This is a genomic window from Kribbella sp. NBC_00709, assembly GCF_036226565.1.
GTDB lineage: Bacteria > Actinomycetota > Actinomycetes > Propionibacteriales > Kribbellaceae > Kribbella.
This window is the reverse complement of record NZ_CP108996.1, coordinates 5156963-5169390: the sequence shown is the minus strand read 5'-3', so window position 1 is coordinate 5169390 and position 12428 is coordinate 5156963. Positions and strand designations below refer to the sequence as shown.

12 protein-coding genes are annotated in these 12428 nt (G+C 66.6%); 5 read left to right on the top strand and 7 right to left on the bottom strand.

All coding sequences use genetic code 11. The annotated features are described in order from the left end of the window. Positions 1 to 64: 64 nt before the first annotated feature. A complete protein-coding gene (locus tag OHA18_RS25460; RefSeq protein WP_328997806.1) occupies positions 65 to 859 on the bottom strand; it encodes a helix-turn-helix domain-containing protein in 795 nt (264 codons plus the stop codon). Positions 860 to 976: 117 nt separating this feature from the next. Here OHA18_RS25460 and OHA18_RS25455 point away from each other — a divergent pair, with 117 nt between their 5' ends. From OHA18_RS25455 to OHA18_RS25440, 4 genes are all read left to right on the top strand, one after another. Then, a complete protein-coding gene (locus OHA18_RS25455; protein ID WP_328997805.1) occupies positions 977 to 1336 on the top strand; it encodes a nuclear transport factor 2 family protein in 360 nt (119 codons plus the stop codon). A 516-nt stretch (positions 1337 to 1852) separates the two neighbouring features. Then, a complete protein-coding gene (locus OHA18_RS25450; protein WP_328997804.1) occupies positions 1853 to 2959 on the top strand; it encodes a lactonase family protein in 1107 nt (368 codons plus the stop codon). After that, complete coding sequence (locus tag OHA18_RS25445) at positions 2866 to 3513, top strand: GNAT family N-acetyltransferase (RefSeq protein ID WP_329006162.1); 648 nt, start codon at positions 2866 to 2868, stop codon at positions 3511 to 3513. Before OHA18_RS25450 ends, OHA18_RS25445 begins: the two co-directional genes overlap by 94 nt. A gap of 7 nt (positions 3514 to 3520) precedes the next feature. Continuing rightward, entirely contained in the window at positions 3521 to 4378 is an 858-nt protein-coding gene (locus OHA18_RS25440) for a GNAT family N-acetyltransferase (RefSeq protein ID WP_328997803.1), read from the top strand. 10 nt (positions 4379 to 4388) lie between these two features. Here OHA18_RS25440 and OHA18_RS25435 read toward each other — a convergent pair whose 3' ends face one another. Continuing rightward, complete coding sequence (locus tag OHA18_RS25435; RefSeq protein WP_328997802.1) at positions 4389 to 5270, bottom strand: NmrA/HSCARG family protein; 882 nt, start codon at positions 5268 to 5270, stop codon at positions 4389 to 4391. A 109-nt stretch (positions 5271 to 5379) separates the two neighbouring features. On the opposite strand from OHA18_RS25435, the gene OHA18_RS25430 reads away from it, so the two are divergent. Continuing rightward, positions 5380 to 5946: a TetR/AcrR family transcriptional regulator gene (locus OHA18_RS25430; protein WP_328997801.1), complete on the top strand. Its 567-nt coding sequence runs from the start codon at positions 5380 to 5382 to the stop codon at positions 5944 to 5946. Here the strand turns inward: OHA18_RS25430 and larA are convergent. The 5 genes from larA to OHA18_RS25405 form a co-directional block, all read right to left on the bottom strand. Beyond that, positions 5943 to 7226: a nickel-dependent lactate racemase gene (gene larA, locus OHA18_RS25425; protein WP_328997800.1), complete on the bottom strand. Its 1284-nt coding sequence runs from the start codon at positions 7224 to 7226 to the stop codon at positions 5943 to 5945. The two genes, OHA18_RS25430 and larA, sit on opposite strands and share 4 nt — an antisense overlap. Before the next feature lie 25 nt (positions 7227 to 7251). Further along, positions 7252 to 8688, bottom strand: coding sequence for an alpha-L-fucosidase (locus OHA18_RS25420; protein WP_328997799.1), 1437 nt, complete (start codon positions 8686 to 8688; stop codon positions 7252 to 7254). A 67-nt stretch (positions 8689 to 8755) separates the two neighbouring features. After that, positions 8756 to 10441: an ABC transporter substrate-binding protein gene (locus tag OHA18_RS25415; protein ID WP_328997798.1), complete on the bottom strand. Its 1686-nt coding sequence runs from the start codon at positions 10439 to 10441 to the stop codon at positions 8756 to 8758. Between the two features lie 35 nt (positions 10442 to 10476). Continuing rightward, positions 10477 to 11427, bottom strand: coding sequence for a carbohydrate ABC transporter permease (locus OHA18_RS25410; RefSeq protein ID WP_328997797.1), 951 nt, complete (start codon positions 11425 to 11427; stop codon positions 10477 to 10479). Further along, positions 11424 to 12413: an ABC transporter permease gene (locus OHA18_RS25405; RefSeq protein ID WP_328997796.1), complete on the bottom strand. Its 990-nt coding sequence runs from the start codon at positions 12411 to 12413 to the stop codon at positions 11424 to 11426. Before OHA18_RS25405 ends, OHA18_RS25410 begins: the two co-directional genes overlap by 4 nt. Positions 12414 to 12428 lie beyond the last annotated feature (15 nt).

Sequence of the window (12428 nt, the reverse complement as noted above, 5' to 3'; positions counted from 1 at the left end):
GCTTCCCGCCGTACGTCGCATTGACCGCACGGCGGACACGGCGCCGGAGCTGACGAGCCCGCTGTCATCCCGCCAGGGATCGGAGGATGGCGGTCGTGATGGCGTTGGCCGGGAAGAAGGTCTCGATCGCGATCTCGTCGAGGGTGACGTCGCGGGGCGAGCCGAAGACCGTTGCCGCATACAAGAAGTCGAGGTCGCCGTACGGCGTGCTCAGCTGCAGCGGTACGACGAGATCGTCAGCGAGAGTGGACCCCGCCGACGTGACCGGAGCGCCACCGTAGCTCTCGAGCTCCAGCAGGAGGCCGGCCAGACCGTCGTCGGCGGTCCGCTCGAGCTGACGACGTACGCGTCGTACCACATGCGATCGCCATTGCTGCAGGTTGCGGACCATCGGGGCCAAGCCGTCGGGGTGCAACGTCGCGCGCAGCATGTTCACCGGCGGCCCGGCGAGGTCCGTCGGCAGATCGCTCAGGAACGGGCGCATCGCCCGGTTCATTGCCAGCAGGTCCCAGCGGACGTTCACCGCGACGGCGGGACTCGGCTCCATCCCGGTCAACACCGCGTGCACAGCGTCCTTCGCGACGCCCAGATCGGCGAACGGCCGCTCGCGATGCGCGGGCGCGAAGCCGGCGGCCAGGTAGAACCGGTTGCGTTCCCGCAGCGGTACGTCGAGCTCGTCGCAGATCCGCTCGATCATCTCGCGACTCGGGTTCGACCGCCCGGTCTCGATGTAGCTGAGGTGCTTGGCGGAAAGATCGGCCGCCAGCGAGACGTCCAACTGCGAACGCCGCCGCCGCTCACGCCACCGCTTCACCAGCGTTCCGATCGTTTCGCCCGAGCTCACCGCGGTCGCAGTCACGACCGTAACGATGCCGTCGCGGCGGACGCTCGGCAATCACCTCCGAGGTTATTGAACCGGCTCCCTGTCCGCTCCCACAGTGGATGGCACCTCAACCGATCGACCAAGGAGCTTCACATGACCGATACCGCCGGCCTCGAGGTCGTCGAGCAGTACGTCGAGTTCTGGAACGCGACCGCAGACGGCAGCTTCACCGACCAGATCACGTACCACGCCCCCATCGGAGTGCTGCGTGGAGTCGAGGAGCTGATCGGCTTCCGCAACCAGTTCGCGGAACACCAGCCCGGCTACGTCTTCCAGCCACGCACCGCCCCGGACACCCACCACGGCCGCGCCCGTCTGCAGTGGGAACTCCTGGTCGACGGCACATCGTTCGCCACCGGCACCGACTTCCTCGAAATCGACGACGACGGCCGGATCGCCGCGGTCGCCGGCTTCCTCGACCGCGCCCCCGAAGGCTTCCACCAGAATCACTGACCGGTCCGAGGTAAGCACTCCGTAATTCTTCGCGCCCTTGACCGGAACGCCTCCCGGATCAATGGTCGAAGCGGGGATTCTGATGAGCACGACTGCTCGAACCGTTCGTGACGACCGCGTGCTGCCGTACACACGCGGACTGTCGCTCGGCATCGTGCCGTTCCTCGTCGCGGGATTCGTGATTCTCTACCTGTTTCCGCAGCACACCGCGCGGTTGTGGGCCTGGCCGCTGGCATGTCCTCTCCCCCGGCCTGCTCTCGGTCGCCGTCACAGCCATCGGCGTACTCGCGCTGGTCCAGGGTGCCACCATGTTCATCTCGCCCTCGACCTTCGTGAGTCGGTGGCCCTGGACTCAGTTCGCGGACAAGGCGCGGGCGATAACCGCTTATGATTTGCGAACAATTTCGACCGGGATAACGGGTTCCTTACCGCAGGTGGAGATTCCTTATTTGGCATTGCTTCGGCATCTATTGTCACAAAGGAATTCAGCGGTATCCGCCTAGGAAAGGAACTTCCATGCGCACCAGATCGGCCCGCGTCCTGGCTCCGGCGTTGGCCGCCGTCGCCGCGGCGTCCCTGCTCGGACTCTCCCCCGCACATGCGACGGCCGGCCACGGCGCGAACCCGGTCGTCGGGCACGTCTACGAGACGACCAACTCGGCCACCGGCAACGCGATCCAGGTCTTCGACCGGTTGCGCGACGGCCGGCTCCAGGCGAGCGCCACGGTCCCGACCGGCGGTCGTGGGCTAGGTTCCTCGCTCGCCTCGCAGAACGGTCTGGTCCGAGACGGCAACCTCTTGTTCGCCGTGAACGCCGGGGACGACACCATCTCCACCCTCGCCATCACCGGCCACGGCCTGGTACGCCGCGACGTCGCCGCCAGCGGCGGCGACCAGCCGGTCAGCCTCACCGTGCGTCGTGGACTCGTCTACGTCCTGAACCAGAACAGCGAAACCATCAGCGGCCTCCGGGTCACCCACGACGGCGACCTCCAGCCGCTGCCGCACTCTACGAGAGCACTCAGCAAAACCACGGCCATTCCGACCGCGGCCGCCCAGGTTTCGTTCAGCCCCGACGGACAGACGCTGGTCGTGACCCACAAGGGCGACCAGACGATCGACACCTTCGCGCTCAGGAACGGGTACGCCGGACCCGCTGCCGCCCACCACTCGTCGGGCTCGACGCCGTACGGATTCGCCTTCGACCGTCGCGGTCACGCGATCGTCTCCGAGGCCGATGCCAGTGCCGTCTCGTCGTACGCCGTGCATGCGAACCAACTGCGGACCGTCAGCGCCACAGTGCCCGACACCCAGGCGGCCGCCTGCTGGCTCGTCGTCACCAGCGACAGCCACTACGCGTACGTCGTCAACGCGGCCAGCTCGTCGATCTCGTCGTACCGCATCACCACCGACGGGCACGTGCGGCTGGCGGCATCAGTCGCGGGAAGCACCAGCGGCGGCGGAACCGACGCCGCTCTGAGCCCTGACAACAAGTCCCTCTACGTCCGCCTCGCCAACGGAGCCGTGGCATCGTTCACTGTCCATCACGACGGCTCACTGACCGCGCAGAACGGCGCCGTCGGAGCCGCCATCTCCGGCTCTGCAGGAATCGCCACCGACTGATCAGGGCGCACACTGCCAGGGGGCGCGTAACGTATCGCGCCCCCTGCGACACAGACATCCAGAAGACCCGAAGCCACCCCGACAACCGGAAGCTCGCCAAGATGATGGTGCACAGCCACGACGGAGACCGGGAGCAACTGCGCCCGCTCTTCCGCGAGGCCGACGACTCGGAGCAGCAGATCGATGCGTACCTCGGCCTGGGCACTGTGTTCGTCGCCGAGGACGACGGCGAGATCATCGGGCATTTGCAGCTGATTGCCGGCGACGAGGCCGAACTGAAGAGCATGGCCGTCGCCGAGAGCCGCCGCGGAACGGGCGTCGGCCGGGCTCTGGTCCGAGCAGCGTTCGAACACTGCCGGCAGAACGCGGCGAAACGTCTCCTCGTCGCCACCGCTGCAGCCGACGTCGGCAATCTGCGCTTCTACCAGCGTCAAGGCTTCCGCATGCTTCGTGTCGAACGCGACGCGTTCGTGCCTTCGACCGGCTACCCCGATGAAATCGTCATCGACGGCATACCACTACGCGACCGAGTCTGGCTCGGTCTGGACCTGTAGGAGAGGCATGAAGACCGAACTGACGCCATTGTTCTGCGACGTCGATCTGGCGCGGCGGATCGAGGTGGCCGAAGCGCAGCTCATCGAGGCCACCGCCCTCGCCGCGCACGGCCGCCTCGGCGACGGCCGCGGGTTCGTGATCCCGATCGCGGGTGGACTAGCGAGCTTCGCCGACGACGACTCGCCGTTCAACAAGGTGGTCGGGCTCGGCTTCGGCGGCCTACCGACCACCGGCGAGCTCGACGAGATCGAGCAGGCGTACGCCACCGTCGGCGCGCCCGTGCAGGTCGAGCTACCGCACCTCGCCGACCCCGAGATCGGCATCGTCCTCAGCCGACGTGGATACGAGTTGGAGTCGTTCGAGAACGTGCTCGGCGTCGCCATCGACACCAAGTACGACGTCACGCTGCCCGACGGGATCGAGATCCGGCCGAGCGGTGACGAGGAGCTCGATGTCTGGCTGAACGTGATGGCCGACGCAGTCGCCGTACCAGACACCCAAGGAGTGCCGTGGCGCGAGGAGTTCCCGCGCGACACCTACATCGAAGCCGAACGCGACGCCGCCTCAGCAGACATCACGCGCTACATCGCCCTGCTGAACGGCGAAATCGCGGGCGGCGCCGGGCTCCGCACAACCGACGGCATCGCCCAGTTCGCCGGTGCAGGAACGCTCCCCGCACACCGCCGCCACGGCATCCAGTCCGCCCTGCTGTTCACGCGCCTCTCCGACGCAGCTGCCACAGGCTGCGACGTCGGCGTGATCACCACCCAACCCGCCTCCAAATCCCAGCAGAACGCCCAACGCAGCGGCTTCAGCCTCCTCTACACCCGCGCCGTCCTGGTGAAGCACCTCGAAGCCACCTGAGCGGCCGGGGTCAGTTCTCCGGGTTGGTGAACAGGGTTTTGCCTTCGCGTTCCAGCCAGGTTCGGAAGCTCATCAGGCTTGGGTATCGCGTGCGCAGGGCGGGGATGTCGGCGTTCCAGCCGGCGAAGTTCGCGTCCATCCGCACCTTCCTGGCGCCGCCGAGCAAGGCGGCGGTCTGCTCCGGGGACAGTGGCGACAGGTCCACCGGACGTCCAGTCGTCCGAGCGATCGCGTCGGCGATGCTCCGGCGGGGCAGCTCGTCGCCGGCGATCTCCACCACCTCTCCGAGCCAGCCGTCCGGGTCGGCGAACGACAGCGCGGCGAGCCCACCGATATCGGAGACCGCGATCAGTTGCACGAGGGACCCGTCCGGAATGACCCGCAGCATCGCCAATTCGCTGTAGGCACCGACCCGGCCCGAAGCGTGGTTCTCCATGAACATCACCGGCCGCAGGATCGTTGCCGGAACACCGATCGCCCGGATGTGCTCCTCGATGCGCAGTTTGGTGCTCCAACTGGGGATACTGGCAGACTGCTCGACGGCGCCGACCGACGTGTACACGAGGTGCTGCACGCCCGCCGCCAAAGCAGCGTCAGCCACGTTCACCCCCATGGCCACCTCGTCGAAGTTGTCGTACGACGGTGTCGCGGCAGGCTGCACGCTGAAGACGCCGTGAACGCCGGCCACGGCCGCGTCCAAGGCCGCCCGGTCGGCCATGTCCCCCACCGCCACCTCGGCGCCGGCCGCCGCGAGCTCCTTGGCCTTCGGGGCTCCGGCGTCGCGCACCAGCGCGCGGACCCGCCACCCATCGGCGAGCAGGTGCCGCGCCGCGGCGCCGCCCTGCTGGCCGGTGGCGCCGGTGACGAGGATGATCCGTTCGGTCTTCGGCATGCGATCACTCCCTTGGTAGGCTGGGCCGTCCGGAGCACTGCTCCGATTCGAGTTCCGACCGTACCGGAGCACCGCTCCGGTTGTCTACCAGGCGAGGGGACGACCCACGATGTCCGAGGTGACGCGCACCGACGCCCGGCACAATCGTGGCCAGTTGATCGCCGTCGCGCGGGAGGCGTTCGCCGAGCACGGCACCGAGACGTCACTGCGTGAGGTAGCCCGCCGCGCCGGTGTCGGCATCGGCACCCTCTACCGCCATTTCCCGACCCGGCAGGCACTGATCGAGGCTGTGCTCGGCACCGGCTTCGACCAGCTCAGCGAGCAGGCCATCGCCACCGCCGACGCCGGCGACCCGCGGAAGGCCCTGCTCACCTGGCTGCGCGACTTCGCCGAGAGCTCCGCCCGGTACCGCGGCCTTCCCGAGTCCGTCCTCGGAGCACTGCGGGACGAGGATTCGGCCTTGCACGCCTCGTGTTTCGGAGTACGCGACGCCGGCCGCGCACTGCTGACCGCGGCCCAAGAAGCCGGCACAGTCCGAGCCGACCTGACCATCGAGGAACTTCTGTCCCTGGCCGCGGGCGTCGCCTGGGCCGGAGAACAAAGCCCCGACCCCAACCGAACCGCCCGACTCCTGGAACTGGTTGTCTCCGGCCTCGATCCGCAGTCAGGGGGCTAGTGCTGTCCTGCAAGGTACGGGATGGTTTGCGGGCCCTCCGGGAGGACGCACATCGTGGCGCCCGGGCCGGCGGCCGCGAGGGCCTCGGCGGCGGTTGCCGAGATGTCGTGCGTCTGCTCGAGCTGGACCGCGGCGAGGTCCGCGTCGCTCAGGAATCCGGTGTGCATGACGACGCGATTCGCGGACTGGATCTTGGCCTGGATCTGTATCTGCCACTGATCGGGGACCGTGACGGACCGGGACGCGATCTCTGCCAGCAGAGCTTGCGGCGACTGAGCCGCCTCGAGCGTCTCGCGGTACAGGCCGTGGTCGGGGAAGCCGTCCCGGCACTCGGCCGCACAGATGATCGTTCCGCCCGGCCGGACGACTTGATATGCGACCGAGATGCCCTTGACGGCCTGGTACAGGTTCTGGTCGAGCGGGAACCCGGAGTTCGTGGTCACGACGACGTCGAACCGCCTGTCCACCGGCCGCATCGCGATCTGCTGCGCGAAGGACGCCGCCGCCGCGTGCATCGGAAGCAGATCACCGCCGAACGCCGCGACGATGTCCTTGTCCCGGTTCAGTACGACGTCCAGGGCGAACGTCACGCCGGTCGCCTCGGCGATGGCCCGGACGTCGTCGTGCACCGGGTTGCCCTTCGTCACCCCCCAGGTCGCCCTCGGGTCACCGATCCTCGACGCGTCGTGCAGGACGAGGACCGTCTCCAGGCCGGCGAGCCCTGGCGCCACCAGCTTCGGACCTCCGGAGAAGCCCGCGAAGAAGTGCGGCTCGACGAAACCGGTGGTGATCCTGACGTCCGCCTCGGTCCACTCCCGGTTCAGCCACACCGGTACGCCGTTGCCGTGTGTGCCGCGCCAGACCAGCTGTGAGGAATCCCGGCCGTCGTGGTTCACGACGCGCACGGAGTCGACGACCTCGTCGCCGAACATGTGCCGGAGTTCGGCCTCGGTGTTCCCGCGATGGGTGCCGGTGGCGACCAGGACGACGATGTCACCCGGGGCCACGATTCCGTCCAGCTCCTCGATGATCGCGGGGATCATCAACTGCCGCGGCTGTGGCCGGGTGCCGTCGCAGGCCGAGATGGCCACGGACTGTCCGGTGCGAACCCGCTCACGCAACGGCGGGCCGGCCACCGGCGCGCGAAGCGCCGCACGAAGGGCCTTCACCTGGTCGGGAGCCGCAACACTGTGCACGGGTTCGACGATCGTCGTCGAGTCCGGGTCTACTGCCAGCGGCAACCCGCTGTCGCCGTACGCCAGCCGCACGTCGGTCCTCAAGGCATCTCCCGATATTGGTCACACGTCAGCCGGCGCGGACGTCGAGGGCAAGGCAGTTGGCGACGTCGACCGGAGGGGTTTCGGGCAGCCGTGCCACCAGGATTCCCTCGGCCTGCTCGAACGGAACCGGGCCGTGGCCGAGCAGCCGGACACCTGTCACTGTCTCATGATCGACGAGGCTGCGAATCACCGCACGCCCGTCGTCGGGCCAGGCAAGCTGGAATGCGTAGACGGTGTCGTCCCGGCGGGTGAAGCGGTAGTCGGAACTGGTCCAGCTGACCCGGTCCTCGGTGAAGCCCTTGATGACGACGGTGGAAGGGCCCTCACCGAAGACCCGGAACGGTCTGGTGCCGTAGATGCCTTCGCCGCAGACCTTCGTCCAGGCGCCGAGGTCGTCGAGCAGTTGCTCGCATTCGAGATCGATCGTGCCGTCGGGCTGTTGCGGCACGTTGAGCAGGAGGTTCCCGTTCTTCGACACGATGTCGACGAGCAGCTCGATCACGTGGCCGGCGGTCTTGTAGACGTCGCGGACGTTGTAGAACCAGTCGCCGACCGACGTGTCGGTCTGCCAGGTCCTGGGGTGGATACCGGGAGTCTGGCTGCGTTCGATGTCCATCACGCCGACCACGCTCACCTCGGGCCGGCGATCCTTCTGCTGGTAGACGGCGCGGTTGGTCCCGTGGATCCCGGCGCTGGTGTTGTAGAGATGTGCGACCGCGCGAAGGCCGGGCTCGTAGCCGATCTCCCCGAACGGCAACGGGCCGTCGGAGTACAGGAGATCCGGCTGGTACCGGTCGATCATCTCGGTCACGGCCTCGAGCCAGTGCCGGTGCCAGGCGGGATCGTCGCAGTACCACGGATCCTGGACCTCGACGTCGTCCGCGGGGAGGTACCGGCTGTTGTCCAGGTAGAAGTCCCGGTAGGCCGGATCGGTTCCGTCGTACGGCACACCGGCGAACCGCCCGTGTTTGTCGCTGCCCTTGTTGACCGCCGTCCATCCGAGTGTCGCACCGAGATGCTCGGTGATGCCGAAGGGAAGCCCGCGCTGGTCGGCGGCCGCCTTCCAGAGCGCGAGGATGTCCTTGCCCGGCCCGACTTTCACCGAGTTCCAGGGGTGGATGGCCGAGTCGTAGTTGAAGAAGTTGTCGTGGTGAACCGCCTGCGCCACGAAGTACCGGGCGCCGGCCGCAACGAAGCGGTCCATCAGCTCGTGCGGATCGAACCGCTCCGCCTTCCACAGCTTGACGACGTCCTTGTAGCCGAACTCCGACGGATGCCCGTACGTGCGGAGGTGGTAGCGGTACTGGTCGCTGCCCTGCCGATACATGTGGCGCGCGTACCAGTCGCCGTACCTCGGCACCGACTGTGGACCCCAGTGCGACCAGATGCCGAGCTTCGCATCACGAAACCAGTCAGGGCACTCGAACGTGGCCAGGGACTCGAAGGTTGCGTCGAACGGCACCGGTCGCTCCTCATCGATCAATCAGGACGGACCGGCCGGCGTACTCCGGCCGGTCCCTGGGGTGGACCTACTTGTTGGGCACCTTGTCGTAGGCGGCCTGCTGGATCTCCAGGTACCGCTTCAGGCCGAGGCCGTCGAGCCCCTTCACGTAGGCGTCCCAGTCGGAGTCGAGGTTCTTCGACCCGGTGATGAACTGCAGGGCGTTCTGCTGCGTGTAGTTCTCGATGTTGGTCTGCAACGTCGAGACCTCCGCGGCCAGGGTCGGCTCGATCCACACCTTCCAGAACGGGTAGATCTGCGCCTTGTCCTCATGGCCCGCGTACAGCTTCGTCGCCTCGAACAGCCGGCGTTCGTAGCCTGCCTGGGAGTAGAGGTCGGTGCTGATCGCCTCGGAGTTCCGGAAGGTCGCGGTGTTGTTGTACTGCGCCAACGCGCCCCACCCGGAGTTCGGCGGCTTCGACCCGACCTTCTGCGGGATCTGCTTGAAGATCGGCTTGAGCGACTTGTCGAGTGCGACGTCCCCGGAGGCCGGCTTGGTCCAGGTCTTGCCCTCGGTGCCGAACTGGCCGTTGATCTGGCCGTCGTCGGTGAAGATGTAGTCGAGCAGCTTGATCGCCGCGATCTGCTTCTCCGGGGTCGCCTTGTTCGTCAGCACGAAGGTGGCGCCGGGCACGCTCGGGAAGTTGTAGCCGGTGTAGTTCGCGCCCTCGGGGCCGGTCAGCGGCGGTACGGCGTCGTACTGCTTGTCACGCCCGTCCGGCGAACCGGTCGTCACGAACTCGCCCGGGTGCAGGACGGTCGCGGAGCCGAGGATCACCGAGCCGGCATGGTTGCCCTGCTGCGACAAGGCGTCGGGGTTCTGCGTGAACGCGCCCTTGTCGATCAGGCCCTCCTTGTAGAGGGAGTTCAGGTAGCGCAGGCCTTCGCGCCAGCCGTCCTTGTTCGCCTGGAGATCGACCTTGCCGTCCTTCAGCACCAGCGTCGAGTTGTTGTTGCCGCTGGTGCCCTGCGGGTCGTAGATGAAGGCGTTCATGAAGTACGGGATCAGCACGTCGCGGACGTCGGCGCTCAGCGGGATCTCGTCCGCCTTGCCGTTGCCGTTCGGGTCCTGGGTCTTGAACGCCTGCAGGACCTTACGCATGTCCTCGGTGGTCTTCGGCTGCTGCAGGCCGAGCTTCTTCAGCCACGTCGAGTTCATCCACAGCTTGTCCTGGTACGAGCAGTGGAAGCAGTCGACCCACTGCGGCATACCGTAGATCTTGCCGTCCGGAGCCGTCGCCATCTCCTTGTACCCCGGAGACGTGTCCAGGGCCTTCTTGATAGTGGGCGCGTACTGATCGATCAGCTGGTTCAGCGGTACGACGACACCCTGGTTCGACAGCTTCAGCAGATCTGCCTGGCTGAACTGGTCGACCCACGGGATCAGCAGGTACAGGTCGGGATAGTCGCCACTGGCCAGGGAGATCTGCCGCTTCTCCTTCGCCGGCCCGCCGTCGAACGTCGTGGTCTGCCACTTGATGGTGATGTTGAACTTCTGCTTCACCGCGTTCGTGAAGTCGTTGGTGGCCAGGTTCCAGTCGGCCGATTGGGGCGCAAAGACGTTCAGCGTGACCGGAGGATTCCCGGTGATCGTGGGCAACGGCTTGCCTTGGGTGTCGTCCGCCTTGCCGCCCGAGCAGGCCGCGAGCGCGAGTGACAGGAGGCTCAGGCCGACGATCGCGGCCTGCCCCCTCTTTCCGAGGTGTAGAGACATGTGTTCCCTCACAGGGGTTGAGATGCTGCGGAGGATCAGCCCTTGACGGCGCCGATCAGGATTCCCTTGGTGAAATAGCGGGCGACGAACGGGTAGATCAGCAGCACCGGCACACTCGCGACCACGATCAGCGAGTACTTGAGCAGATCGGCCATCTGCTGACGCTGCAGCATGACCGAGGCGTCGACGGCTCCGCCCCCGGTCGTGTTCAGGATCAGGATGTTGCGCAGGACAAGCTGCAGCGGGAACAGGTCCGGGTTCTTCAGGTAGATCAGCGCGTCGAAGTACGAGTTCCACTGCATGATCGCGTACATCAACGCGACCACCGCGATCATCGGCTTGGCCAGCGGGATCACCACCGACCACAGGAACCGCAGATCGCCGCAACCGTCCAGCTGCGAGGCCTCGACCAGCTCGTCGGGGATCGCGGTCCGGAAGTACGTGCGGGCGATGATGACCTGCCAGACCCCGATCGCCTGCGGGATGATCAGCGCCCACCGCGTGTCCAGCAGCCCGGCCGACTGCACCACCAGGTACGTCGGGATCAGGCCGCCCGTGAACAGCATCGTGAACAGGATCAGCGTCATCACGACATTGCGGCCGACCAGCGTACGGCGGGACAGTGGATAGGCGATCGCGATCGTCATCGTGACACTGACGATCGTGCCGACGACGGTGTAGAACAACGAGTTCACGTAGCCCTGGATCACCTGCGGGTTGGCGAACACCGCGTGATAGCCGCGCAGCGAGAAGTCCACCGGCCAGAGCAGCACCCGGCCCCCCGACACCGCCTCGGGACTGCTGAACGAGCTCGCCACGATGTACAACAGCGGCAGCAGCACGACCGCGAGCAGCACCGCCAGCAGCAGGTACACGCAGAACATGAACCAGCGGTCCGTGCGCGGCTCCCGGATCCTGCGTGCACGCGTCGCACGACGCCCTTCTCTCTTACCCGGCAACGTTCTTGCCTCAGTCTGAACGCTCATGACCACAATCCGTTCCCGGTGATCCGCTTGGCGATCATGTTGACCATCAGCAGCAGCCCCAGGTTGATGACCGAGTTGAACAGGCCGATCGCAGTGGCGCCGCTGAAGTCGGCGTTCAGCAGACCCGTCTTGTACACGTAGGTGGCGATGATCTCGGACTCGCTCAGGTTGAGCGGGTTCTGCAGCAGGAACGCCTTCTCGAAGCCGATCGCCATGATGTTGCCGACAGCAAGGACCAGGATGATCACCGCGGTCGGCATGATGCCCGGCAGATCCACGTGCCGGATCCGCTGCAGCCGGCTGGCACCGTCGATCTTGGCCGACTCGTGCAGGGCCGGATCGATGCCGGACAGCGCGGCCAGGTAGATCACCGCGGAGTACCCGGTGGTCTGCCAGACGTCGGACCAGACGTAGATGTGCCGGAAGTAGTCCGGGTTGCCGAGGAAGTCGACCGACGGTACGCCGAAGAAGCCCAGGCCCTCGTTGACGATGCCGAGCCGCGGCGACAGCACCAGGATCGTCATCGACACGACAACGACGGTCGAGATGAAGTACGGCGCGTAGGTGACCAGCTGGACGGTTCGCTTGAAGATGCCGTTGCGGACCTCGTTGAGCGCCAGCGCAAGGATGATCGCGATCGGGAAGCTGGCCGCCACGGTGTAGACCGACAGCACGAAGGTGTTCTTCACCAGGGTCCAGAACACCGGGTTGTGGAAGAACAACTCGAAGTTCTGCCACCCCACCCAGGGACTCCCCCAGATGCCCTTGATCACGTTGTAGTTCTTGAACGCCAGCACCGCGTTGGACATCGGGATGTACTTGAACACCGCGAACCAGATCAGCGGCACGACCATCAGCAGGTACAGCGTCCAGTGCCGCTGCAGGCTGCGCCGAAGGCCGGCGACGGTGGTGCGTTCGCGACGACGCCGTCGCGGCCGGACCGGCGTCTCACCGGCAGGTGGCGGGATGCTCGTCAGGACTGCCATCAGGGGTCTCCTCCT

What these genes read in the sequence shown, in the direction of transcription:
- OHA18_RS25455 (WP_328997805.1), top strand. Translation starts at nt 977, where the DNA reads ATGACCGATACCGCCGGCCTCGAGGTCGTCGAGCAGTACGTCGAGTTC.
- OHA18_RS25435 (WP_328997802.1), bottom strand. Translation starts at nt 5,270, where the DNA reads ATGCCGAAGACCGAACGGATCATCCTCGTCACCGGCGCCACCGGCCAG.
- OHA18_RS25410 (WP_328997797.1), bottom strand. Translation starts at nt 11,427, where the DNA reads ATGAGCGTTCAGACTGAGGCAAGAACGTTGCCGGGTAAGAGAGAAGGG.
- OHA18_RS25415 (WP_328997798.1), bottom strand. Translation starts at nt 10,441, where the DNA reads ATGTCTCTACACCTCGGAAAGAGGGGGCAGGCCGCGATCGTCGGCCTG.
- OHA18_RS25405 (WP_328997796.1), bottom strand. Translation starts at nt 12,413, where the DNA reads ATGGCAGTCCTGACGAGCATCCCGCCACCTGCCGGTGAGACGCCGGTC.
- OHA18_RS25430 (WP_328997801.1), top strand. Translation starts at nt 5,380, where the DNA reads ATGTCCGAGGTGACGCGCACCGACGCCCGGCACAATCGTGGCCAGTTG.
- OHA18_RS25450 (WP_328997804.1), top strand. Translation starts at nt 1,853, where the DNA reads ATGCGCACCAGATCGGCCCGCGTCCTGGCTCCGGCGTTGGCCGCCGTC.
- OHA18_RS25440 (WP_328997803.1), top strand. Translation starts at nt 3,521, where the DNA reads ATGAAGACCGAACTGACGCCATTGTTCTGCGACGTCGATCTGGCGCGG.